The sequence below is a fragment of the Lachnospira sp. genome (assembly GCF_016290755.1).
GTDB classification, from domain to species: domain Bacteria; phylum Bacillota; class Clostridia; order Lachnospirales; family Lachnospiraceae; genus Lachnospira; species Lachnospira multipara.
In genome coordinates this window covers 1-23,716 of sequence record NZ_JAEEVD010000011.1, presented here as the reverse complement: position 1 = coordinate 23,716, position 23,716 = coordinate 1, and the positions used below count along the sequence as shown (strand labels likewise).

Sequence of the window (23,716 nt, the reverse complement as noted above, 5' to 3'; positions counted from 1 at the left end):
TGGCTTGACGACTAAGATTATGGCACTATAATTAAATTTTATCTTATAATAAATAACTTATATTATAAAGATTAGGAAGATTTAATTTTGGAGGTAATATTATGGATAACCATTCAATTAGCGTACTAATTTCTGAGGATGAATTAGCTAAGAGAATTAACGAATTAGGCGAGAAGATTAACGAGGATTACGAAGGTAAGGAGGTTACACTTATTTGCATTCTTAAGGGAAGCATCTTCTTTACTTGCGAACTCGCTAAGAGAATCCATGTTCCAGTAATTATAGATTTTATTCAGGCTTCAAGCTACGGCAGTGGCACAACATCAAGCGGTACAGTTAAGATTAAGAAGGATCTTGATGAGAGCATTGAAGGCAAGGATGTAATTATTATTGAAGATATTATTGATTCAGGTAACACTTTATCAAAGTTAATCCCTCTTTTAGAAGAGAGAAAGCCTGCTAGCTTAGAGGTATGTACATTACTTGATAAGCCAGAGAGAAGAGAAGTTGAAGTTAATGTTAAATATAATGGTTTCAACATTCCAGATGAATTCGTTGTTGGATACGGTTTAGATTACGATCAGAAGTATAGAAACCTTCCATTTATCGGCGTTTTACATATGGATGAGAACTAATACCTAATTACTTATAGAGTAATCTAGATAGATTATTAGGGGAAGAAAAAACTATATAAGGAGGCTTGGGATGGAGTCAAAGAAGGACAACAGGTTTGGCGGAATGGGTGTTTACTTATTTGTCATTATTGTTATTGCTCTTATTTGGTTCGCAGTTTATTTAATAGGTAACCAGTCAGCGGATTATACTTACAGCGATTTCAAAAAAGACATCAAAAATGAGAATATAACCTCCGTAGACATTAAGCAAAATTCAGAGGTACCAACAGGTGTAATTACTATTACACTTAATGATGATACTACGAAGAAACTTAATGTATCAGATGTAACAGAAGTAGAGTCAGTTCTTGAGGATAACGATATAGAATATACTCTAAAAGATGTAACAAGAGTTAGTGTGTGGGTAACAACAATTCTTCCATTTGTACTTAGCATTGTGGTAATTGTTATTATCTTAATGTTCATGACAAGACAGGCCAACGCAGGCGGTGGCGGTTCTAAGATGATGAACTTTGGTAAGAGTAGGGCTAAGCTAATTAATAACGAAGATAATCAGATTAAATTCGAGGATGTAGCTGGTCTTCATGAAGAGAAGGAAGAATTAGAGGAAATCGTAGATTTCCTAAAGGATCCTACAAAATATACTAACTTAGGAGCGCGTATTCCAAAGGGTGTTATTTTGACAGGCCCTCCGGGAACAGGTAAGACTTTACTTGCTAAGGCCGTTGCAGGCGAGGCAGGGGTTCCATTCTTTAGTATTTCAGGTTCAGATTTCGTAGAAATGTTCGTAGGTGTTGGTGCATCTAGAGTACGTGATCTTTTTGAAGAGGCTAAGAAGAATTCTCCTTGTATAGTATTTATTGATGAAATTGATGCCGTTGCTAGACGTAGAGGTACTGGTATGGGTGGTGGCCACGATGAACGTGAGCAGACTCTAAATCAGTTACTTGTTGAGATGGATGGTTTCGGTGTAAACGAAGGTATTATTGTAGTAGCTGCTACTAACAGAGTAGATATCTTAGATCCAGCTATTTTAAGACCTGGTCGTTTTGATAGAAAGGTTGTAGTTGGTAGACCTGATGTTAAAGGTAGACTTGAAATCTTAAATGTACATGCTAGTAAGAAGCCACTTGGCGATGATGTAGATTTAGATAGTTTATCAAGAACTACAGCAGGTTTTACAGGCGCAGATCTTGAGAATCTTCTTAATGAGGCGGCAATTAATGCAGCTAAGAATCAGAGAAGATATATTAGTAATGAAGATGTTAAATATGCCTTTATTAAGGTGGGTATAGGTGTTGAGAAGAAGAGTAAGATTATCTCTGAGAAGGAGAAGAAGATTACAGCTTATCATGAATCAGGTCATGCTATTCTTTTCCACGTATTACCAGATGTTGGTCCTGTTCATTCAGTGTCAATTATTCCTACCGGTCAGGGGGCAGCAGGTTATACAATGCCTCTTCCTGAGAAGGATGAAATGTTTAATACTAAGGGCAAGATGTTACAAGACATTATTGTTAGCTTAGGTGGTAGAGTTGCAGAAGAGCTTGTCTTTGATGATATTACAACAGGCGCTTCACAGGATATTAAGCAGGCAACTCAAACAGCTAGAGCAATGGTTACAAAGTATGGTTTTTCAGAAAAGCTTGGTACAATTAATTACGATACTGATAATGATGAGGTATTTATTGGTAGAGATTTAGCTCATACAAGACCTTATGGCGAAGCTATTGCAGCTACAATTGATGAAGAAGTTAAGAGAATTGTTTCTGAATGTTATGATAGGGCTAGAAAGATTATTCTTGAGAATAAAGATGTCTTAGAAAAGTCAGCTAATCTTCTTCTTGAGAAAGAGAAGATTTCAAGACAAGAATTCGAAGCTTTATTTGATGAGGATAGCACAGTAACAGAGTAAGAGATACATTTTTATTAAGATTAATTAGGATCGGTTTCGTAAAGAGGCCGGTCCTTTTTTTCACAAAACTTGTCAAGAATTAAAAATTTCGCTATACTGTTATGGGTAATGTAAATTTATGTCTATTATGAAAGGAGGATAAACGCATGAACGATATTCCAGGACGAAGTATGGATGATTCTGTTCCATTGCAGAATTTATTTTTTGGAAAATGTATTTCTTGTGTGAAGTCTTCCTCATTTATATATATTTTCTAAGAAGTTATTCTGTCGAATCGAATTAATCTATCGAGTTTATTCATACTTTTAATTTAATACGGAGCAGAATCATAAGCTTTCCTACTAGTTCACAGGCGTTAATATGAACTTATGATGAATGAGAAAAATGTTCTACTTACGACTCTATTAGAGAATCGTGAGTATCTTAATGTGCGCAAAGAATTGCTAGAAATGAATGAAGTGGATGTAGCAAATTTTATTGAAGAGGCACCAGCTGAAGAAGCAGCTGTTGTTTTTAGAATGTTACCAAAGGATTTGGCAGCAGATGTATTCACTGAATTTAACACAGACATGAAGCACCACCTTGTGGTGACCATGACAGACCAGGAACTTTATAGTATTATCAATGATTTAGCAGTAGATGATGCGGTAGATATGTTAGAGGAGATGCCGGCTACAGTTGTAGAGCGTGTGCTAAAGACAGCAGATCCTAACATGAGAAATACGATCAATCAGTTTATGCAGTATAAAAAGGACTCAGCAGCTAGTGTTATGACCCCTGAGTTTATTGGCTTAAAAGAGGACATGACTGTAAGAGAGGCCATTGACTATATTAGGGAAAATGGTCAGGATAGTGAGACTATTTATACTTGCTATGTTATGGATGCCAAGAGAGTTCTTGAGGGTGTAGTAACTGTTAAGACTCTTTTAGTTTCAGAACTTGATAAGAAGATTTCTGAGATTATGTCTAAAAATGTAATCTTTGTTACAACGGATGAAGATCAGGAAGAGGCTGCAAAGATAATTTCTAAGTATGACTTCCTTGCTTTGCCTGTTGTAGATAGTGAGAACAGATTAGTAGGTATTATTACCTACGATGATGCAATGGATGTCATGACAGAAGAGACAACTGAAGATATTGAGCGAATGGGTGCCATGGTGCCATCAGAGACACCTTATCTTAAGACACCAGTAATTAAGCTAGCTAAGAATAGAATTGTTTGGCTTATGGTGCTTATGATTACAGATATGATTAGTGGCGGAATACTTGCTAGTTGGCAGGAGGCCTTTACTGCAATGCCAATTCTTATTTCCTTTATTCCAATGCTAACTGATACAGGCGGAAATGCCGGTGGTCAGGCATCTACTCTTATTATTCGTTCTCTTGCTATGGGAGAGATTAGACCAAAGGATTGGTATAGAGTTTGGTGGAAAGAGGCTAGAGTAGCGGTTATTTGTGGTTTCTTCTTGGCAGTATTTGATGTGGCTAGAATCTGGATTATGTATCCAGGTCAGTATTTAGTTGGTATTACAATTGGTATCGCCTTATTCTGTACAGTAGTTATGGCTAAGTCAGTAGGTGGAATCCTACCTTTAATTGCAGCTAAGTTAAAGCTTGACCCAGCTGTTATGGCTTCACCAGTTATTACAACTATTGTAGATGCAGGTAGTTTACTAATTTATTTAAATACAGCAGCATTCTTATTAAGAATATAAAAACTAATTGTGTAAAGTTTGGCTAGGTTTTTTACCTAGCCTTACTTTTTTGATGGTTTGTTAAAAAATAGTCATTCAAATTTGATTGAAATAGCCAAAAAATCACGGATTGTATTCTGTATACATGATACAGTTATGCATAACTACCAAAAAAATCTTAATTTTTTTGGTATGTTTGGTAACACTTTCGATTGCTGATTTGCTATTATAATAACTGTAAAAACCCCCAATACATTATATATTTTTTGCTACACCCCATAATAAGTGAAATACCTTCTCGTGAATAAATCGATCCCCCCAGATTTATTTATTCAGAGGAAATGGGAACGTAAGGAGACGTGCTATGGCACGTCTTTTTTCTTTTTATTCTAATATTCTAAATGAGCGTTTATGATTGAAATTCGATATATTTATCATATTATTCCTAGATTTAACTTGAAAAAATCAACTATACGATATAAAATTATTTTAAAGATATAGCTAAGGGGAGAAGTGTCCTATGAGGTTAATGAGAACATTTGAAAACCTAGCAGATTGGGAGAAGAAAGCTGTATTTATGTGCGGTGTAAAGCCTACACTACACACTAAGTACTTATTTTCTGATGGAACTAAAGATTATAGAAGGCCGGAAGAGCCAATGCCTGGGGACGAGGTGGCTATTCGCCTAAGAACAGGAAGGTTTAATGTTGATAGGGCAATCTTAGTTGCTAATAATGTGGAATATGTCATGAACAGAGTAGAATCAGACATTGTATTTGATTATTACGAGGCTAAGATAAAGGTTGGAAATGACAGGGTCTTTTATTATTTTAAGGTAGAAATTGGTAAGGCAATCGGGTATTACAATCAAATCGGGGCAACAAAAGATTTGAATCCTTATTATAATTTCCAAATTTCACCAGGTTTCAAAACACCTGCATGGGCGAAGGGTGCAGTTATGTACCAAATCTACGTGGATAGATTTTACAATGGAGATGAATCTAATGATGTATTAGATGACGAATATAGCTATATAGGAGAGCATGTTACTTCTGTAAAGGACTGGGGAAAATATCCTGCAGCCATGGGCGTTAGGGAGTTTTATGGCGGCGATTTACAAGGGGTGCTTGATAAGCTCGATTATTTAGAGTCCTTGGGGATTGAGGTTATTTATCTTAATCCTATATTTGTATCGCCATCTAATCACAAATACGATATACAGGATTACGATCATATTGATCCACACTTTGGAGTTATTGTGTCTGACAAGGGTGAGTTACTTGATAAGGAAGATCAAGATAACACCCATGCCACACGTTTTATTGATAGAGTTACTAATATGAAAAACCTTGATGCTAGTAACGAGTTTTTCGCAAAGTTTATGAAGGAAGTTCATAAGCGAGGTATGAAGGTCATTATTGATGGCGTGTTTAATCACTGCGGTTCCTTTAATAAGTGGCTAGATAGAGAGCATTTATATAGCTCTTCTAATACAAAATATGAAACGGGTGCCTACGAGGCTGCAGAAAGTCCTTATAATTCTTTCTTTAAGTTTTATAGTAATCAGTGGCCAGATAATGATTCTTACGACGGTTGGTGGGGCCATGATACTTTGCCAACACTAAATTACGAAGAGTCAAAGAAGCTAGAGGAATACATTTTAAATATTGGTAAAAAATGGGTTTCACCACCCTACAATGTTGATGGATGGCGACTTGACGTTGCAGCAGACTTAGGACATAGCGCTGATTATAATCACGAGTTTTGGCGAAAGTTTAGAAAGGTGGTTAAGAAGGCTAATCCTAATGCCATTATTTTGGCTGAAAATTATGGCGATTCTTATGACTGGTTGCAGGGAGATCAGTGGGATACCATTATGAACTACGATGCCTTTATGGAGCCTATTACTTGGTTTTTAACGGGTATGGAAAAGCACAGTGATGAGTTTAGGGCAGATTCTGTGGGAAATCCTGATTATTTCTTTGGGGCAATGAGACATAACATGGCTAGAATGGGCCATCAAAGCTACATGATTTCCATGAATGAGCTTTCAAACCACGACCATTCTAGATTCCTTACAAGAACTAATAGAATGGTAGGTAGAACTGCTAGCCTTGGTCCTGAGAAGGCTTCTGAAAATGTAAACAAAGCCGTATTTAAAGAAGCGGTGGTAATGCAGTTTACATGGCCGGGAGCACCGACTATTTACTATGGTGATGAGGCAGGAGTTTGTGGATTTACAGATCCAGATAATAGAAGAACTTATCCATGGGGAAGTGAAGATAAGGAATTAATAGCTTTTCATAGGGATATTATTAAGATGCATAATGAAAATCAGGTGTTTAGAACGGGCTCTTATAAGCCACTTTACTCTGAGCATAACATTTTATCCTATGCAAGGTTTACAAGGGAAGATTCAGCAGTGGTTATTATTAATAACAGCGAGGATGAAAGAAGAGTTAGAATATCCTTAGTAGAGGCTGGCTTCTCATATGATGATGACGTGGAACAGATAATGGTTACTTTTGAAAATGGATATAGTACCGATAAGCTAGGATATCATTTAAAGAACGGATGGCTAGATATTGGACTTAGAAAGACATCAGCAGTTGTATTAAGACGCTTAAGGTGGTAAAATAGGGTAGTGAATTGGACAAAATCTAATTCACTACCATTTGTTTTTTTAGGCAAATGTCATCGTTAGGCCCTAAGATATTATTAACTTAACCTAACCGAAATAAGAAGAAGTGCGAGGATTTTTTATAATGGCTACGGATAATAACAACGGGGGTAAAGCTAAGATTAAGATTAACCGTAAGATGAGAACTTGGAACAAGTTTAAGAAGTATATTATAGGTGGGGGTTTGGCGATTCTAGTTGTTGTACTTGCAATTGTATTTACAAGTGTATTAACTAAAAAGTCAGTTAAGTCTACAAACAATAAAGAGACTACAGCAGTTGCAGAGGCAACTACAGAAATTGTAACAGAAACACAAGCACAGACAGAGGCTGAAACAGAGTCTGAGACAGAAACAACTGCAGCAGCAACAACTGGTAATAGCTATTCAGTATCAGCAACAGCAACAAGTGAGTCTTATACATCAAGTGCTTTCTATGAGAATGCAGCATTCCTTGGAGACTCAGTAATTAGTGGTATTAGCCATTATGGATACGCAGCATCAACTAATGTAGTAACAGATGCTAATATGACAACAGATAAGGCAACAGGTTTTGTTGACTCAGTTGCAGCTATTAATCCAAGTGTTGTTTATGTAATGGTTGGTCTTAATGATTTCAACTATGGTACAAGATCTTCTAATGATGCATATCAGTATATGCTTCAGTTAGTAGCATCACTTAAAGAGAAGTTACCAAGTGCTAGTATTGTGGTGCTTTCAGTAACACCAATTAGTCAGACATATGATGATGCTCATAATGCTAATCAGGCAGATATTGATACATATAACAATTTATTAAGCGAAGGTGCAAGCTCTAACGGTTATACATTCGTTAATATTGCAGATGCCTTTAAGGATTCAACAGGTCATTTATCATCAGATATGACTAATGCAGGTTATGAACTTAAGCCTGACTACTATCCATTCTTACTTAATAAGCTTGCAGAATGTTTACAGTAATAAACTAATCGGTGAAAAGATTCCGATGAATACTTGATAATATTTAGAAATTGATGCTAAAGTTCTTGGTGTGCGAGGGCTTTAGCATTTTTAATCAGTTGGACTAAGCTCTAACTAAGTTTAGATACGGAGGAATTTATGAAATTTCATGTTTTAACATTATTTCCCCAGATGATTATGGATGCCCTTAATACTAGTATTACAGGCAGAGCAATAGATAAAGGTATCCTCTCAGTTAATGCGGTGGATATAAGAGACTATACTCACGACAAGCACCTTAAGGTGGATGACTATCCTTATGGTGGTGGAGCCGGAATGGTAATGCAGCCGGGTCCTGTTGTGGAGTGTTATGAAAATATTGTCACTAAGGGAACAAAGCCAAGGGTGGTTTATATGACTCCCCAGGGAGAAACATTTTCACAGGCAAAGGCTAAGGAATTAGCACAGGAAGAGGAATTAGTGATTCTTTGTGGACACTACGAGGGTATTGATGAGAGAGCCCTAGAGGAGATAGTTACAGACTATATCTCTATTGGAGACTATGTGCTTACAGGTGGTGAGCTTGCGGCTATGGTAGTTATTGATTCTATCTCAAGACTTGTGCCGGGAGTCCTTAATAACGATGTTTCCGCTGAAACTGAGAGCTTTTCTGATGGCTTATTAGAATACCCTCAGTACACACGTCCTGTGGAATTTAGAGGCAAAAAGGTGCCGGAGGTATTACTTTCAGGACATCATGCCAAAATCGATGAATGGAGACATGAGAAGTCTTTAGAGAGGACAAAGCGCTTTAGACCAGATCTTTATGAGGCGTACTTAAAAGATCATCCAGAAGAAAGGAAAAATTAATGGCGACTAAAAGGACCAAGGAGATTTTAGCTCTTTTAGATGAGCATTATGGAAGGGATTTTAGGGTTAGTTTAAATTACAACAGCCCTTGGGAGTTATTAGTGGCTACTATGATGTCGGCTCAGTGTACAGACGAGCGCGTCAATTTAGTTACTAAGGAGCTTTTTAAGAAATATAAGACAGTTTCTGATTTTGCAAAGGCTGACTTAAAGGAGCTTGAAAAGGATATCCATTCCGTTGGCTTTTATCACAATAAGGCAAAGAACATTATTGCCACAGCTAAGATTTTGTTGGAGAAATATAATGGCGAGGTGCCAAGCAAGCTAGAGGACTTAACTAGTCTTGCAGGAGTTGGAAGAAAGACAGCCAATGTCATAAGGGGTAACATTTTCAATGATCCAAGTATTGTGGTGGATACTCATGTAAAGAGGATTTCTAATAGACTTGGATTTACTAAGGAAACGGACCCTGAAAAGATTGAGTTTGAGCTTATGAAGGTTCTGCCAAAGGACCATTGGATTTTATATAACATCCAGATTATTACTTTTGGTAGGGAGATTTGTGTGGCAAGAAAGCCCCTTTGCGATAAGTGTTTTCTAAAGGATATTTGTAAGTCAAAGGATAAGAAGCTTTCATGAGTGGGAATATATTTGTAAGGAGAAAGTATGCTAAAGAGATTTGTTGCCCTAGACCTTGAAACTACTGGGGTTGATCCTAGTAACGACAAGATTATTGAAATTGGCATGGCAAGAATTGTGGAGGGGGAAGTTGTTGCGACTTTTAATCAGCTAGTGAATCCTGACACAGAGCTTAGCCAGAGAATTATAGATATTACTTCAATTACACCTCTCGATTTAATTGGCAAGCCAAGCATTGAAGAGATAATTGGAGATGCAGTGGAATTTATAGGGGACGATGTGATTTTAGGTCACAATGTTGCCTTTGATTATAGCTTTTTAAAGGTGGCAGCTAAGGCTAATAATAAAAATATACCTAATAAGGTTATTGATACTCTTAAAATCGCAAGAAAGTTATTGCCAGAGCTTCCCTCAAGAAAATTAGTGGATTTATGTGTTTACTTTAATATAGATCCAGGACATTCTCATAGAGCCTATGATGATGCCATTAGTGCCTTTAGACTTTATGAAAAGTTGGCGGCATTAACTAGTGATGAGGAATTAATTAATGGAGCAGAGGAGGTCTTTTATTCAATAAAGAAGACATCGCCTATTACGGCTGCCCAGATTAGATTTCTTTCATCCCTTTGTGCACAGCACAATCTGACTCTTGAAAAGCCTATAGAAGAATTTACAAAGAGTGAGGCTTCAAAGGCTATTGATGGGATTTTATCAAATTACGGTAGATAGGTTTGAATAAAAAAGACATATAAAAAGCGAGCAAGGAGATAATCTCTTTGCTCGCAAATTTTTTAATCTAGAAAGGAGCTATTGGACTTCTTTGCTAGTTCAAGGGTGAAGGTAAATTCTGTACCGACACCTACTGTACTGATTACATCGATGTTTTCATCGTGGGCTGCAATAACTTCTTTGGTAATTGAAAGGCCAAGGCCTGAACCCTTCTTGTCTCTACCTCTTGAGGCATCTGATTTGTAGAATCTATCAAAAATCTTATCAAGATTTTCCTTTGGAATTCCACAACCGTGATCCTTTACAGAAACAAAGGCTTTCTCGCCTCGTTCCTTAACGGTAATTGCAATGGTTGAGTGGTCTGGGCTAAATTTAATAGCATTATCAATTAAGTTATAAATAACCTGACCAATCTTTGATTTATCCCCCTTAACTAATTCCTTAGAGCTTGCGTAAATTATTGAGAAGTTTATGTGTCTTTGTTTACATTTTCCTTCAAAAGTTTCAACGGTGTGTCTTATGATGGAATTTAAATCAAAGGTTGTAATCTCAAGGCGCACACTCTTAGGGTCAAGTTCGTTAAGAGTTAAAATGTTACTAGTTAATTTAGTAAGTCTATCTGTTTCAAATAGAATTATTCGAATATATTTCTTAATCATTTCTGGTGGAACTGTTCCATCTTCAATGGCTTCAAGATAGCCCTTAATTGAGGTAAGAGGCGATCTAAAATCATGGGAAATATTGGATAGGAACTTTTGCTGGAACATATCCATATCTCCAACTTGATTTGCCATATATTCAAGGGAAGAGCTTAACCTACCGATTTCGTCGGTATTTTTAATATTAATCTTGTAGTCAAAATTACCTTTACCATATTCTTCCGTTGCCTTGATAATCTTCTTAAGAGGCTTGTGAACCTGAATAAAGTAGACAATCAAAAAGGCAAGGGTTAGCACAAGCACGATTGTTAGGGTGATGTAGTTTATGTTAAAGGTGGCATCAACTCTATCTTGCACCACGGATTCTGGCATGCTAATAACTACGTAACCTTTAATTTCATAGGTGTAGGTTATTGGCGCATATACTGTGATTGCGGGACTGTCAAAAGTTCCATAAAAATCGCTATATTCCGTGTGTCTTCCCTTTAACTTGCTATAATCAAAGCCCTCTACGGTATAGAGCACATTTGAATCGCTGCTGTTGCTATTATCATATTCTGTATCAAGTACCACAGTTCCATTTGGTTCTATGAAAATGATACGAGTGCCGTCAAGCTTAGAAATAGTCGCTAATTCTAGCTCAATTTCACGTAAATGTGATTCACTAAAATAGTCTAGGGCATATTCACTAGATATCTGGGTTGCCATTGAATACATATTCTCTGCATAGTAATGGTACTCCCTGTTGTAGTGAGTTTTATAACATACAGTATTAACTAAAATTAGGCTACAGGCAGTAATTAGCACATATATCAAAATATGTTTATAAAGCATTTTATAGCGCATATTAGTATTCTCCCGTTAATGTCTTATTTTACAACAAATTTGTATCCAATACCCCAAACGGTCTCAAGGGCCCAGTGGTCATTGTCCTTTATCTTTTCACGAATTCTTTTAACGTGTACATCTACTGTACGTGTATCTCCTGCATATTCATAACCCCAGATATTATCTAGTAGCTGTTCTCTTGTAAACACCTGATTTGGTGCAGCTGCAAGGAAATAAAGTAATTCAATTTCCTTAGGTGGCATATCGATATTGCTGCCAGCATAGCTTACAGCGTAGTTGTCTAGGTTAATTGTAAGGTCTGGGTATTCAACACATTTTGAATTAGAGTTTTCTGCTAGAGAAAGCTGTGGAAGGTGGTAGCGACGAAGCACTGCCTTAACTCTTGCCACTAATTCCTTAGTTTCAAATGGTTTAATCATGTAGTCATCAGCGCCAAGCTCAAGTCCTAAGACCTTATCGAAGGTTTCCCCCTTTGCAGATAACATAATGATTGGTGTGTTGCTATGCTTTCTAATCTCCTGACAAACCTGATAGCCATCCATGCCTGGAAGCATTAAATCAAGGATAATTAGATTTGGCTTGAAAGTCTGAAACTGAGAAAGAGCGCTTTCTCCGTCATAAACTATAAGTGTCTCATAGCATTCCTTTGTTAGATAAAGTGAGATTAATTCGGCAATATTCTCATCATCATCTACGATCATTACTTTTTGTTTTGTTGCCATTTTATTTTTCCCCTTTTTTTTATTTAAAATCTACGATTGTAACGCCTGCGTCGCCCTCCCCGATATTTCCAAGTCTAAAGCTTGCAATATATGGAACGCCACGTAAATAGGCGGTAATACCATTTCTTAGGGCTCCAGTACCCTTACCATGTACAATTCTTACCTGTGGAATCTTTGCAATATAAGCATCATCTAGGTATTTATCAAGAACTGAAATGGCTTCATCAACAGTATATCCAAGTAAGTTGATTTCAGTTTTTACATGAGCGGCCTTGCCCATCTTTATCTTGCTAGAACCAGTAGAAGTTTTAGATGCATTTGCCTTAGACTCCTCTGGGTCCTTATAGTTTTCAAGTATCTCTAGATTCTTAATTGGCATCTTAGTTGATAAGCTACCAATAAGGACATTTACTTGTTTCTTTGTTGGGTAAATATCAGTAATTCTACCGATTACATTCATTGTAAGAACGCGAACATACATGCCCTTCTTGAAATCTTCAATGTTAGAAGATGTGTGCTTTGTAAGCTTAGCAGGTTCAACCTTAAGCTTTTCATTACGCTTATTAATCTTAGTTCTAACTTCAGTTCTGCGCTTTTCAAGCTCTTTAACAGACATGCCGGATTTATTCATAACTTTAATTGTCTCATCTGCGTAGTCCTTAGCCTCCTGTAGGATGGCAGCAGCCTGTTCGTTGGCACGACGTAAAATCTTATCCTTACTCTGATCGATTCTTTCATTCTTAGATTCAAGCTTTTCCTTAAGACTTTCAATCTCAGCCTTGTAAGCAGTGATTTCTTCCTTCTCACGTTCTAGCTTTGCTCTAGTATTCTCAAGGTCTGTAACTAAGTCCTCAAACTTAATGTCATCTTCTTCTAGACGCTTGCTGGCATCCTTTAAAATGTATTCAGGTAGGCCAAGCTTCTTAGAAATGGCAAAGGCATTACTCTTTCCTGGTACACCAATAAGTAGCTTATAAGTTGGACTTAGAGTTTCTACATCAAATTCACAGCTGGCATTCTCAACTCCTTCAGTAGTAAGGGCATACATCTTAAGCTCTGAATAGTGAGTAGTTGCCATAGTTGTTACATTTTTATTCTTTAAATGGTTAAGAATAGATGTTGCAAGGGCTGCACCCTCAGTTGGGTCAGTACCGGCACCAATTTCATCAAAAAGCACAAGGCTTTTTTCATTGGCATGGCGTAAAATCTTAACCTGATTTGTCATATGAGATGAGAAAGTAGAGAGAGATTGTTCAATACTTTGTTCATCACCAATGTCTGCGAAAACATTTTCAAAGACAGCAATATCAGAATGCTCGAGAGCAGGAATGTTAAGGCCTGCTTGAGCCATGAGGGTTAGTAAACCCACTGTCTTTAGGGAAACTGTCTTACCACCAGTGTTTGGACCTGTGATAATAAGTAGCTTAAAATCGCGGCCAAGGTAAATATCAATAGGAACTACAACGTGCTGTTCAATAAGTGGGTGACGCCCCTTCTTAATGTTAATAATTCCGTTGGTATTCATAGTTGGTCTTGCGGCCTTCATCTGCTTTGATAAATTTCCCTTAGCAAAGGCAACATCAAGATTTGTAAGAAGTTCATAGTCGCTTAAAAGTACGTCCTGATATTCATTGGCACTTGCACTAAGCTTAGCTAAAATGACTTCAATCTCTGCCTGCTCCTTTAGTTCTAATTCTTTAATGTCGTTATTTAATTTAACAACTGAAGCTGGTTCAATAAAGAGTGTAGAACCTGTAGAGGACTGGTCATGGACCATACCTGGAACCTGAGACTTATATTCAGCCTTAACAGGAAGACAGTATCTTCCGTTTCTTGATGTAATAACAAAATCCTGTAGACAATTCCTTACGCTTGAGGAATTTAAAAGACGGTTAAGCTCTGTGTGAATCTTATCGGAGCTAAGTCTTTTGTTTCGTCTAATGTCACTAAGTGTAGCGGATGCCTCATCTGCAATCTCATCTTCTGAAAGAATGCAGCGCTTAATTTGATTGTTAAGGCTTGTGGCCTCTTCAAGGGCATCGATGCTTGGTTGAAGACTATCTTCTTTATATTCGTAATATTCCTTGATTTGCTTAGATAATGTAAGTATATCACTAATGTTTAGAAGTTCTCTAGTGTTAAGTGAACTTCCCATCTTAAGTCTTAAAAGAGAGTCTCTAATGTCACGAACCTTGCTAAAATCAAGGCTGCCCTTCTGGAAAATTCTAGAAAGAGCGTCATTAGTTTCGTCTAGCTTTTCATTTATAATATTAATATCAGTTTCAATCTTTAATTTTCTAAGAATTGCCTTAGCTCCTTCAGAGGAAGCCTTAGCTACTAACTGTTCTTGTATCTTGTTAAATTCTAATGTATATATTGCTTTCTTATTCAAGAAAATGTCACTCCTAACTAATAAATATATCTAATAGGTACAAATAAAAATAGTGCACCAAATTAATTTTATCTTATTTTGAGGTAAAAAACCATAATATTGTGTATAATATAGAATGTAAAAAGGGTTTTATTTATAAAGAAAGGGTTTTTATGACAGGCGACAACGGGGAGAATTCAGATTTTGAGCTATATACTGAAAAGGTAGTTTTAAATCCTAGAGTGAAGTATAAGAAATTAATTAGGATTGTTAGAATTATAGTAATCATTATCTGGATACTTGCAGCAATAATATTATTATATAAATTGGTTTGGCCAAAGATTAAGGCTAAGATTATAGAGAAGAATACTGAAGTCATCTATATTGAGAAGGATGACTATGAAGATTATTTTGATGATCAGTACAGTGAAGATGATATTCCTGATATTGGGGATGACTATGATAGTGCCCTAAATAATCTTAAATCCATGGTGGATGCTTGTAAGTCAAGTGTGGTAACAATTGATTATAAGTATAATGACCTTGAATCTGAACTTGGCGATAACAGCGCTAATCAGATGCCAGGGGTTATTGTGGGGCATGTTAATTCGGAATATTTGATTATAACAAGTGCAAGTGTAAGAGATAAGAATGATAAGGATGTTGAGTTGGTAGTTAATTTTAGCGATTCAAGTCAGGTGGTTTTAAGTCAAGTTTACACTTCAGAAGAATTAGGTTTAAGTTTATATAAGTTTAGTGATTCTGCGATTTCTGTGAATATAAGAGATTCCTTAAAAGTAGCAACATTAGGTAATTCCTATGTGCTAGATCAGGGAGATATGTTGATATTTGTTGGAAAATTGCATAGTTCTGTGGATACAATTAATTATTGTACTATTACAAGTTTATCTACAAAGATAGCCATAGACCATAATTTCGAGATACTTGAAACTAATGTTGCTAAGACTAGTGGCGATTATGGATTTTTATATAATTCAAGTGGAGCCTTAGTTGGCATAACTTATGAAAGTGAAAATGCTACAGTAAAGGCTCTTGGTTTATCAGATTTAAAATGGATCATTGAAGAGATGATTAACAATCAAGGGGTAATGTACTGCGGTATTGAAGGACAGAATATTACTGATGAATTGGCAGAGAAATATTCCCTTCCAACAGGGGTTTACATTTCTTCTGTAGAGATTAATTCACCGGCTTATTTAGCGGGCTTACAGGCAGGAGATGTAATTGTTGAAGTGGATGGAAAAAGCCTTTTGACAATTCAAGAATTTAGTGAGAAACTATATCAGAAATCAGACGGTGATGTAATGGAAATTACCGTTAAGAGAAAAGGTAAAGATAGCCTACAGATGATAACCTTTGACGTTACAGTTAAAAGAAAGTAGGCAGGTTTAATTAGAAAGGATAACTAAAGGTTAGAGAAACAAAATGAGATATATAGAGACATTAAAAGATGGAGAAAGAATTAGCGAAGTTTATTATGTAAAGCAGAAACAGATTGCCCTTACAAGAACTAATAAGGAATATGGCAATGTAATTCTTGCTGATAAGACAGGTCAGATTGATACTAAGATTTGGGACTTAAATTCTGGTGGAATTCAGGAGTTTGAGGTAGGCGATTTTGTAGATGTATCAGGCCAGATTTCAAGCTACAACGGAAGCCTTCAGTTTAAAGTTGAAAGAATTAGAGTGGCTAATGAAGATGAATATGTAATTTCTGATTATGTACCATCCTCAAGATATGATGTGGAGGATATGTTTAAGGAATTACTTGGCTTTGTAGATAGCGTTAAGAATGAATATTTAAAGCAGTTACTTAATTCCTTCTTTAGAAATGATGAGAATTTTGTTAAGGCATTTAAGAATACATCAGCAGCAAAGACAGTTCACCACGGTTTTACAGGAGGCTTACTTGAGCATTCCCTTTCAGTTACAAGACTTTGCGATAAGATGGCATCAAACTATGACTATTTAAACAGAGACTTACTTATTAGTGCAGCTATGCTTCATGATGCAGGTAAAACTAGAGAGTTATCAGAGTTTCCTAAAAATGATTATACAGACGAAGGAAATTTCCTTGGACATATAGTAATTGGTTATGAGATGGTTATGGAGAAAATCAAGAAGATTGAAGGCTTCCCGGAAATTCTCAAATTAGAAATTGGACACTGTATCTTAGCTCACCACGGCGAACTTGAATATGGTTCTCCTAAGAAGCCATCAATTGCAGAGGCTATTGCTCTTTCAATGGCAGATAATATTGATGCTAAGTTAGAGACTTTAAGAGAAGCTCTTGAAGCTAAGGACACTAACGATTGGATTGGCTTTAACAGATGGTTAGATGCTAATGTTAGAAAAACTATCTAAGAGCATTGTTCTTAAGGGGTTGTAGTTTAAGAGCATTGATGCTTTTAAGGATATATTAACGTTTTAGATAGAAAAAAAGAGACATTATTAAGACAGCTTGTGACGATTCGTTGCAAGCTGACTTTATGTAAAGAAAGGATTAATATGCCATATAAAAAGAACGACACAGTTAAATTAACAATTACAGATTTAGGCACTAGTGGAGAGGGTATTGGTAGAGTTGATGGCTACACTTTATTTGTAAAGGATGCCCTAATCGGGGATGAAATCGAGGCAATGATTATTAAGGCTAAGAAAAACTATGGCTATGGCCGTTTAATGAAGATCCTAAAGGCTAGTCCTGCAAGAATCGAGGCAAAGTGTCCTGTTGCTAGACAGTGCGGCGGTTGTCAGATTCAGCAGATGAACTATGAGGCTCAGCTTTTATTTAAGCGTTCTTTAGTGGAAGGTAATCTAGAAAGAATTGGTGGTTTCACAGGAGCTTCTAAATTAGAGGTTCTTCCAGTTATTGGCATGGAGTCGGAATTTAATTATAGAAATAAGGCACAGTATCCAGTGGGATTAAATAAAGATGGCAAGATTGTTATGGGCTTTTATGCTGGTAGAACCCACTCAATTATTGATAACCAGGATTGTCTTATTGGTGCTAAGGAAAATGTCTATATTTTACAAAAAGTTAAAGAGTGGATGGAGGAAAATGCTATCCCTGCATATGATGAAACTAAGCATAAGGGACTTGTTCGCCATGTACTTATAAGAACAGGCTTTACAACTGGTCAGATTATGGTCTGTCTTGTAATTAATGGAAATGGCTTAAAGGCAGAGCAGGCAGATAAGCTTAATGAGAAATTACTTTCAATTGATTTTAGTAAATTAAAGACAAGTGCTGCTTCAAGATTTAATGACTTAGAATCAGAAGATTTAAAAAAGGACTTAAAAGCTAAGGGTGATGGTGTTGCAAGAATAACATCTATTATGCTTAATTTGAATAAAAAGGACACCAATGTAATCTTAGGGGAAGAGTGTAAAACTCTTTATGGCAGCAGTTATATTGAGGACTTTATTGCAGATATTAAATTCCAGATTTCACCATTATCTTTCTTCCAGGTAAATCCAATTCAGACTAAGAAGCTTTATTCTAAGGCTTTAGAATTTGCAGGTCTTACTGGAGGAGAAGTGGTATGGGATATGTATTGTGGAATAGGTACAATTTCTCTCTTCCTTGCTAAAAAGGCAAAGGAGGTTTATGGAGTGGAAATAGTTCCTCAGGCCATTGAGGATGCTAAAAATAACGCTAAGATTAATGCCATCACAAACTCTAACTTTATGGTGGGTAAAGCTGAAGAAGTGGTTCCTGAAATTTATGGTAAAGACGGGGACGCTTCTGCAAAGCATCCAGACGTAGTTGTAGTTGATCCTCCAAGAAAGGGTTGCGATGAGGCGCTTCTTAATACACTTGTATTAATGGCACCTGAAAGAATTGTTTATGTAAGTTGTGATTCAGCAACACTTTCAAGAGATCTTAAGTTCTTATGCGAGAAGGGATTTAAGGTGGAGAAAGTGCAGCCTGTGGATATGTTCCCTCATACTGTTCATGTAGAAAATGTATGTTTATTGGTTCAAATTAAATGATACCGAGCACCACATTACGCCGGAAGGGCTTTACGAAGCAAATCATTCAATGAATAAGTTTTATGTTACATTGGAGATAGCAGAGTGGATTATCAAACAGTAAAAAACATCAGCATGGAGGAGGAAGTCGGATTTTGCGAAGATTATTTACACTTGATCTTAAAGACTACCAAGAAGATTTTAAGACATATAGAAGACCGTCTGCTAGAGCAATCATACGAAGAGAAGGCAAACTTCGCATGGTATACAGCCCTGTCGAGAAGTATTATAAGTTTCCTGGTGGAGGAATCCGTGGTAATGAGGACAGGATAGATACGCTCATTAGGGAAGTGCGAGAGGAAACAGGTCTTGTTGTTATACCGGAAACCGTTAGAGAATACGGCAGCGTTTTGAGAAGACAAAACAGTGATAGAGATGAGAATACCATTTTTGAGCAGGAAAATTTCTATTATTTCTGTGATGTAAGTGAAGCAAACATAGGGCAGGATCTTGACAGTTACGAGGAAGAATTGGAGTTTACTTTAAGAGATGTTGATATTGACGAAGCAATCCGGGTAAATGACGAGTATACCAGTGAGAACGCTTTCAATTATCAGATGATAAAGAGAGAGCTGCGTGTGCTTCAAATGCTGAAAGAAGAATTCTTTACAGTCGGGAATAAAACTACTGTGATTTTTGTGAGGCATGCGCAGTCGTTGCACTCATGGGAAGATGACAGGACCAGACCACTTACTGAGGAAGGAATGTTAGATAGAGCAGTGGTTTTGGATACGATAAAAGGTAGACAGATTGACGCATTTTTTTCAAGTCCATATAGAAGATGTGTAGATACTATCCAAGCGGCTGCTGATTTTTTCACTATGAGTATTATCACGGATGAAAGATTCTGCGAGAGGAAGTGCGGTGAACACGGAAATGGAATGGGACAATTTTCTAAAAGGTGGACAAATTTTGATTATGCGGAGCAAGGTGGAGAATCCCTCAGATCAACGCAGGAACGCAATGTCAGTGCTCTATTTGACATTCTTGACAAGTTTAATGGGAAAACAGTTGTCATAGGTACGCATGGAACTGCACTTAGCACCATTCTGAATTATTATGATCCAGCATTTGATGTGGATGATTTTCTTCGGTTCATTGATTGGATGCCATATATAGTGGAATTATCATTTATAGGTCATGAACTGATAGATAAGAGGGAATTGGCACATATTTATAAGGAATATCAAAAGTGTTGACTATATTTGTAGAGGTAACTCTAACAAATATTAAGGAGGGCTTATGCCGTGGAAACAAGAAAAATAAAATCCGAATGAATGATGACACGATAAGGAAACGTTTACGTGTATATGTACCAATAGCCAGAGAAACTTATTTATACGAAAAAATTGGTGACCGACTCAAAGATTATTATAAGTAATGTTATTACAACCCAGGCTTAGGGATGAAATTAGAAAAGAGCATGTGTCAAAAAGCAAGTTGACAGTAACACAGTGCAGAATTAAAATAGTGTCAGAAAGCGAGGTGGCACGAAATGAAAGTTACAACTCTTGATGAAGCCCTTAAGAGAATAAAAGAATTAGAAAAAGAGGTTGCTGAGCTTAAGGCGGAAAACGAAAAGCTTCGTAACCGTAACTTCGGTGGTCGAAAAAAACATGATGAAGCTTGGATGTCTGCATACAATGATTTCATTTTGAAGTATGAGAGCGGAAAGACTCTTGTAGAGATTGTTGCAGAAGGTGATGTCAGCCGGAGAACAGCTTATCGTTATCTAGCATATTACAGGGAATTGCAGAAAATTGCAGATGATTCAAAAATTGTTCGAAAGTGAACAATTTAATCGGATTTTATCGGAGGATATATGGCAAAGACAATAAAAAAAGAAACTATACATGCTGCAGGCATAGATATAGGTATTTACACAACTGATTTTAAGAATGAATTTATATCATTGACAGATATAGCTAGGTATAAAAGCATTGATCCTAGAATTACAATTCATAACTGGTTGCGTGGAAGAGACGTGGTAGAATTTCTTGGACTTTGGGAAATTTTACATAATCCTGATTTTAAACGTATCGATTTCGATACGTTTAAAGAAGATGCAGGTACAAACGCGTTTGTGTTTTCAATAAAGAATTGGAAAGATGAATTAGGCGCTATAGGTTTGTTCACAAAATCCGGAAGATATGGTGGTGGGATATATGCGCACATTGATATAGCTTTTGAATTTGCATCTTGGATTTCTCCGGAATTTAAGCTTTATATCATCAAAGATTACCAACGGCTCAAGTCCGACGAAAACAGCCGATTGTCTCTGAATTGGAATCTGAATCGTGAGATAGCAAAGTTGAATTATCGTATTCACACAGATGCTATTAAGGATAATCTTATTTTGCAGGAGCTTACACCGGAGCAGATTTCATATAAATATGCAAATGAAGCGGATATTTTGAATGTGGCATTGTTTGGTATGACGGCAAAACAGTGGCGTGAAAATAATACTGATAAGAAAGGTAACATTCGAGATGACGCAACGCTGAATCAACTTCTTGTACTGGCAAATATGGAAAGTTATAACGCAATTCTCATAGAACAGGGGAAAGCAATGTCGGAGCGTCTTGTATTGCTTAGAGAATTAGCTCTTAAGCAGATGGAAACTTTATCTGCTGTCAGTATGGATGCTATCAAAAGGCTTCCAGGAGGAGAGTCGTAAATGAAAAAATGCCATATGCTTTCAGGTCCGGATTATACAATTTAGGTATGCTTTGAAATATTTTCAGATGGTATAAAAAAATCATAGGAGTGAAAAAACATGGAATATAGAGTGGCAACTTTGGATTATATTGATTTATTGACTGCTTCCCGTGTTAAAGTTTTAAGAGCGGCAAATAAGTTAGATGATTCTGTTGATATGACAGAGGTAGAAAAAGAATCTTATAATTATTATAAAAAGGCATTGGCAGATGGTACCCATTTTGCAATTCTCGTAATGGATGATGGTAAATTTATAGGCGCAGGCGGTGTTAGCTTTTATAATGTTATGCCGACCTATCATAATCCCAGTGGCAAGAAAGCTTACATCATGAATATGTATACAGATCCGAGCTATAGACGACAAGGGATTGCTTATAAAACCTTAGATATGCTTGTTAATTTTTCAAAAGAACGTGGAGTTAAACAGATATCATTAGAGGCAACAGATATGGGGCGACCTTTATATGAGAAATATGGTTTTGTAAAAATGGAATCAGAAATGGAATTAATATAGGAGGCTACGTTGGGAATCAAATATACAGATAAACATGATTTTAATAAAAATGAACTGGAAGAATTATTTTTGTCGGTTAATTGGTCTTCAGGTCATTATCCGGAAAAACTATGTGTTGCAATGAAAAATTTCAACACAGTTTTTTCTGCCTATGATGGGGACAAATTAGTTGGAATGGTTTGTGCCATGGATGATGGAATAATGAATGCATATGTCCATTATTTATTAGTTAATCCAGAATATCATAATCAGATGATTGGCAGAACACTAATTAATAAGATTAAAGATAAGTATCAGGATTATCTTAGAATAGCTGTAATTGCTTATGACAATGAAATGCATTTTTACCAGAATTGTGGTTTTGAAAAGAGCAATGATGCATCGCCAATGTTTATAACATCTTTATGGACATAAGGAATATCTGTAATTAAGTATTTAATAAAGCAATAATGAAAAATGGGCAAAGGAGAATATCCAATGCCCATATGAAGAAAAAAATCTCCTGTAGGGCAACAAATCTCAAGATTTCTTCTGTGCTTTTTATCTTTTTCGCCCTTATTTTACGCATATAGGCAATTTTAGTTTTATAAAACCTTGAAAAGGCAAGAATTTGTTGCCTTTTTGACAGCTTTTTGTGAGGTTTAGATTAGTTGTAAATTTATTGAACTTTCCCAAAACCGGAAATTTAATCTTTTTCCAGACTTTTTCCTTGATTTGGGCAACCCGGCCAGTACCTTATTTTTTTAGCATTCGTAATATGGTAAGATTATAAAAGTGCGTAGAAATGCCTATTTTGCGGCATGTAAAAAGATTTTGACATTGCTAAAAAGTGTAAATGTCAAAGCCTTTTGATGGCAACGAAATCAATATCTTGGTATTGTGAGGTGGAAGGAGAGACATAAGAATGGAATTTGGGAACAGAATCAAAGAATTAAGGAAAGCACAAAATATTAACCAGGATGAATTGGCTGAAAAGTTATTTGTTTCAAGGCAGACAATTTCAAATTGGGAGAATGACAAAAGCTATCCGGATATTCAGAGCGTATTGCTTCTAAGTGAAATCTTTAATGTCTCCGTAGACCAACTATTAAAAGGAGATGTTGAAAAGATGGAAAGAATCATCACAGAACAAACGCAGGCAGACATTAATAAGATGCACACCTATGTGATAGGAATGCTGATTTCTATAGTGGCACTTCTTATCTTTATGCCAGTATTGGCATACACAACCGGATTTTGGTTTTTCATACCATCTGTATTGCTGTTTGCTTGCGCAATGTATTTTGCCATTAGAATTGAAAAGTGTAAAAAGGAATATAATGTTCAAACGTATAAGGAGATTGCTGCCTTTACAAAGGGAGAGACGCTTTATAAAGAGGACCAGATTAGAGAAGAAGCAAAACGTCCTTATCAAAAAGTTTTAGCACCGATACTGTCAGCCGTTATAGCTGCGGTGGTTTGCGGTGGAATATTACTGATTTTAGAGCTTTTATTTTAATAAACTGTTTAACGAAAATAACCAACATTTAAGGAAGTGATAATATATGAGTTTAAATGATACAAGCAAATTCATGAGTCTTATTCTTAGGCATAAACCAGAGACAATAGGCATCAGCTTAGATGAACATGGCTGGGCCAATGTCGATGAATTAATTGCAGGAATAGCAAAGACTCATGAATTTAGTAGGGATATCTTGGAAGAAATTGTCAGGACTGATAATAAACAGAG

21 protein-coding genes are annotated in these 23,716 nt (G+C 36.4%); 18 read left to right on the top strand and 3 right to left on the bottom strand.

Translation table 11 applies throughout. The features are described 5' to 3' along the window. The first annotated feature begins 101 nt into the window (after window positions 1–101). The 8 genes from hpt (at window position 102) to QVA17_RS04550 (ending at window position 10,098) form a co-directional block, all read left to right on the top strand. Window positions 102–635, top strand: coding sequence for a hypoxanthine phosphoribosyltransferase (gene hpt, locus QVA17_RS04585; protein ID WP_027430953.1), 534 nt, complete (start codon window positions 102–104; stop codon window positions 633–635). Window positions 636–705: 70 nt separating this feature from the next. Continuing rightward, window positions 706–2,550, top strand: coding sequence for an ATP-dependent zinc metalloprotease FtsH (ftsH, locus tag QVA17_RS04580; RefSeq protein ID WP_287386768.1), 1,845 nt, complete (start codon window positions 706–708; stop codon window positions 2,548–2,550). Between the two features lie 368 nt (window positions 2,551–2,918). Next, window positions 2,919–4,265 carry a magnesium transporter gene (gene mgtE, locus QVA17_RS04575; RefSeq protein ID WP_242826353.1) on the top strand — a complete coding sequence of 449 codons (1,347 nt, stop codon included), beginning with the start codon at window positions 2,919–2,921 and terminating at the stop codon, window positions 4,263–4,265. A 499-nt stretch (window positions 4,266–4,764) separates the two neighbouring features. Then, window positions 4,765–6,879: a glycoside hydrolase family 13 protein gene (locus QVA17_RS04570; RefSeq protein WP_287386766.1), complete on the top strand. Its 2,115-nt coding sequence runs from the start codon at window positions 4,765–4,767 to the stop codon at window positions 6,877–6,879. A 130-nt stretch (window positions 6,880–7,009) separates the two neighbouring features. Further along, complete coding sequence (locus QVA17_RS04565; RefSeq protein ID WP_287386764.1) at window positions 7,010–7,882, top strand: GDSL-type esterase/lipase family protein; 873 nt, start codon at window positions 7,010–7,012, stop codon at window positions 7,880–7,882. 138 nt (window positions 7,883–8,020) lie between these two features. Then, entirely contained in the window at window positions 8,021–8,731 is a 711-nt protein-coding gene (trmD, locus tag QVA17_RS04560; protein WP_074521691.1) for a tRNA (guanosine(37)-N1)-methyltransferase TrmD, read from the top strand. Continuing rightward, on the top strand, window positions 8,731–9,369 hold the full coding sequence (nth, locus tag QVA17_RS04555; RefSeq protein ID WP_287386762.1) for an endonuclease III: 639 nt from the start codon (window positions 8,731–8,733) through the stop codon (window positions 9,367–9,369). The genes trmD and nth overlap by 1 nt, the downstream gene beginning before the upstream one ends. 27 nt (window positions 9,370–9,396) lie before the next feature. Beyond that, the gene (locus tag QVA17_RS04550; RefSeq protein WP_287386760.1) at window positions 9,397–10,098 is read left to right on the top strand and encodes a 3'-5' exonuclease; all 702 of its coding nucleotides are present in this window, start codon (window positions 9,397–9,399) and stop codon (window positions 10,096–10,098) included. Between the two features lie 62 nt (window positions 10,099–10,160). Here the strand turns inward: QVA17_RS04550 and QVA17_RS04545 are convergent, their stop codons facing one another. Genes QVA17_RS04545 through QVA17_RS04535 form a run of 3 tightly spaced genes read right to left on the bottom strand, consistent with a single transcriptional unit; the run spans window position 10,161 to window position 14,720 of the window. Beyond that, window positions 10,161–11,603, bottom strand: coding sequence for a HAMP domain-containing sensor histidine kinase (locus QVA17_RS04545; protein WP_287386758.1), 1,443 nt, complete (start codon window positions 11,601–11,603; stop codon window positions 10,161–10,163). A gap of 23 nt (window positions 11,604–11,626) precedes the next feature. Next, the gene (locus QVA17_RS04540) at window positions 11,627–12,328 is read right to left on the bottom strand and encodes a response regulator transcription factor (protein WP_027430944.1); all 702 of its coding nucleotides are present in this window, start codon (window positions 12,326–12,328) and stop codon (window positions 11,627–11,629) included. A gap of 19 nt (window positions 12,329–12,347) precedes the next feature. After that, window positions 12,348–14,720, bottom strand: coding sequence for an endonuclease MutS2 (locus QVA17_RS04535; protein WP_287386756.1), 2,373 nt, complete (start codon window positions 14,718–14,720; stop codon window positions 12,348–12,350). A 152-nt stretch (window positions 14,721–14,872) separates the two neighbouring features. On the opposite strand from QVA17_RS04535, the gene QVA17_RS04530 reads away from it, so the two are divergent. The 10 genes from QVA17_RS04530 to QVA17_RS04480 all read left to right on the top strand — a co-directional run. Next, window positions 14,873–16,102, top strand: a complete 1,230-nt coding sequence (locus QVA17_RS04530; RefSeq protein WP_287386754.1) for a S1C family serine protease — start codon at window positions 14,873–14,875, stop codon at window positions 16,100–16,102. A gap of 43 nt (window positions 16,103–16,145) precedes the next feature. Then, a complete protein-coding gene (locus tag QVA17_RS04525; RefSeq protein ID WP_287386752.1) occupies window positions 16,146–17,084 on the top strand; it encodes a 3'-5' exoribonuclease YhaM family protein in 939 nt (312 codons plus the stop codon). A gap of 144 nt (window positions 17,085–17,228) precedes the next feature. Next, on the top strand, window positions 17,229–18,716 hold the full coding sequence (rlmD, locus tag QVA17_RS04520; protein ID WP_287386751.1) for a 23S rRNA (uracil(1939)-C(5))-methyltransferase RlmD: 1,488 nt from the start codon (window positions 17,229–17,231) through the stop codon (window positions 18,714–18,716). A gap of 134 nt (window positions 18,717–18,850) precedes the next feature. After that, window positions 18,851–19,954: a histidine phosphatase family protein gene (locus tag QVA17_RS12520; RefSeq protein WP_330635154.1), complete on the top strand. Its 1,104-nt coding sequence runs from the start codon at window positions 18,851–18,853 to the stop codon at window positions 19,952–19,954. Between the two features lie 296 nt (window positions 19,955–20,250). Next, window positions 20,251–20,547, top strand: a complete 297-nt coding sequence (locus tag QVA17_RS04505; protein ID WP_031556326.1) for a hypothetical protein — start codon at window positions 20,251–20,253, stop codon at window positions 20,545–20,547. 30 nt (window positions 20,548–20,577) lie between these two features. Continuing rightward, window positions 20,578–21,432: a KilA-N domain-containing protein gene (locus QVA17_RS04500; RefSeq protein WP_031556325.1), complete on the top strand. Its 855-nt coding sequence runs from the start codon at window positions 20,578–20,580 to the stop codon at window positions 21,430–21,432. Between the two features lie 99 nt (window positions 21,433–21,531). Further along, window positions 21,532–21,987 (top strand): GNAT family N-acetyltransferase, encoded by a 456-nt coding sequence (locus tag QVA17_RS04495; RefSeq protein WP_287386748.1) that lies wholly within the window; start codon window positions 21,532–21,534, stop codon window positions 21,985–21,987. A 9-nt stretch (window positions 21,988–21,996) separates the two neighbouring features. Next, entirely contained in the window at window positions 21,997–22,401 is a 405-nt protein-coding gene (locus QVA17_RS04490; RefSeq protein WP_287386747.1) for a GNAT family N-acetyltransferase, read from the top strand. A gap of 490 nt (window positions 22,402–22,891) precedes the next feature. Further along, the gene (locus QVA17_RS04485) at window positions 22,892–23,485 is read left to right on the top strand and encodes a helix-turn-helix domain-containing protein (RefSeq protein ID WP_287386745.1); all 594 of its coding nucleotides are present in this window, start codon (window positions 22,892–22,894) and stop codon (window positions 23,483–23,485) included. A gap of 46 nt (window positions 23,486–23,531) precedes the next feature. After that, window positions 23,532–23,716, top strand: a 185-nt coding sequence (locus QVA17_RS04480; RefSeq protein ID WP_287386743.1) for an RNA 2'-phosphotransferase, incomplete at its 3' end; no start/stop codon positions are given.

Coding starts and splice junctions, on each gene's coding strand:
- QVA17_RS04485 (WP_287386745.1), top strand. CDS start 22,892: ATGGAATTTGGGAACAGAATCAAAGAATTAAGGAAAGCACAAAATATT.
- QVA17_RS04495 (WP_287386748.1), top strand. CDS start 21,532: ATGGAATATAGAGTGGCAACTTTGGATTATATTGATTTATTGACTGCT.
- mgtE (WP_242826353.1), top strand. CDS start 2,919: ATGATGAATGAGAAAAATGTTCTACTTACGACTCTATTAGAGAATCGT.
- QVA17_RS04500 (WP_031556325.1), top strand. CDS start 20,578: ATGGCAAAGACAATAAAAAAAGAAACTATACATGCTGCAGGCATAGAT.
- trmD (WP_074521691.1), top strand. CDS start 8,021: ATGAAATTTCATGTTTTAACATTATTTCCCCAGATGATTATGGATGCC.
- QVA17_RS04545 (WP_287386758.1), bottom strand. CDS start 11,603: ATGCGCTATAAAATGCTTTATAAACATATTTTGATATATGTGCTAATT.
- QVA17_RS04550 (WP_287386760.1), top strand. CDS start 9,397: ATGCTAAAGAGATTTGTTGCCCTAGACCTTGAAACTACTGGGGTTGAT.
- QVA17_RS04565 (WP_287386764.1), top strand. CDS start 7,010: ATGGCTACGGATAATAACAACGGGGGTAAAGCTAAGATTAAGATTAAC.
- QVA17_RS04530 (WP_287386754.1), top strand. CDS start 14,873: ATGACAGGCGACAACGGGGAGAATTCAGATTTTGAGCTATATACTGAA.
- QVA17_RS04570 (WP_287386766.1), top strand. CDS start 4,765: ATGAGGTTAATGAGAACATTTGAAAACCTAGCAGATTGGGAGAAGAAA.
- QVA17_RS04540 (WP_027430944.1), bottom strand. CDS start 12,328: ATGGCAACAAAACAAAAAGTAATGATCGTAGATGATGATGAGAATATT.
- hpt (WP_027430953.1), top strand. CDS start 102: ATGGATAACCATTCAATTAGCGTACTAATTTCTGAGGATGAATTAGCT.
- QVA17_RS04525 (WP_287386752.1), top strand. CDS start 16,146: ATGAGATATATAGAGACATTAAAAGATGGAGAAAGAATTAGCGAAGTT.
- QVA17_RS04505 (WP_031556326.1), top strand. CDS start 20,251: ATGAAAGTTACAACTCTTGATGAAGCCCTTAAGAGAATAAAAGAATTA.
- rlmD (WP_287386751.1), top strand. CDS start 17,229: ATGCCATATAAAAAGAACGACACAGTTAAATTAACAATTACAGATTTA.
- nth (WP_287386762.1), top strand. CDS start 8,731: ATGGCGACTAAAAGGACCAAGGAGATTTTAGCTCTTTTAGATGAGCAT.
- ftsH (WP_287386768.1), top strand. CDS start 706: ATGGAGTCAAAGAAGGACAACAGGTTTGGCGGAATGGGTGTTTACTTA.